The organism is Campylobacter concisus UNSWCS, from assembly GCF_000466685.1.
In the GTDB taxonomy this organism is placed as follows: Bacteria; Campylobacterota; Campylobacteria; order Campylobacterales; family Campylobacteraceae; genus Campylobacter_A; species Campylobacter_A concisus_A.
Genome location: NZ_ANNG01000103.1, coordinates 1 through 655, shown reverse-complemented (window position 1 = coordinate 655; position 655 = coordinate 1). Strand labels below are relative to the sequence as shown.

The window sequence follows — 655 nt, the reverse complement described above, 5'->3', positions numbered from 1 at the left end:
TCAAAATCCTGATTTAGATAATTTGACCGATATTAGCTACTGGTATTTAAAGCATAAAATTAGGCGTTTTACTATGTCGCAAACTTTTATAAGTCTTGAAATTTATAGAAAGCTAAACGGCAGTATTGACCTAATATCTCTTACTAAAAATTATAATAAGGGCTTGGTTACTGTTGTCGTTGATCCTGATACCAGGAAACCTTTAAAAATATTTGATGAATTTGGCGATCTTTGGCAAAAAACTAGGATTATTAAAGATAGCAATACTATTAAACGATATGAAGATGCAAGCGATGATATAAAGAGCTTTGGCAATATTCTAAAACAAAAGCAAGTTTTAAAAATTTGCGATGAGCTTTTTAAAAGCTATGAAAAACCTAAGCCAGTAAGCAGAATGAAAGATTATGAGTTAGTCAATTATTATAAAAATCTAGGCGGTGATGTCAATGTTCAACATTTGGCTTATGTTGAAAATTTAATGTTAGATCGTAACTTAGATAACTTTACACACTATCACGAGAAACATGATCTTAATGCGCCTGATATTGATAGTTTTGTAGATAGATGTTTAATTTGTAATGAGTTTTAAGGAGTATATTATGAAAAATTTATTAGTTGATCTTTCTCGTTATCCGTTTTGTTTTTTTCCACAATT

General features: G+C 29.3%; 1 protein-coding gene. It reads left to right on the top strand.

The genetic code is table 11. From position 1 onward, the window contains the following. The coding region (locus tag UNSWCS_RS12130; RefSeq protein WP_035144127.1) for a hypothetical protein at positions 1 to 589 on the top strand (589 nt) is incomplete at its 5' end. Positions 590 to 655: the final 66 nt, after the last annotated feature.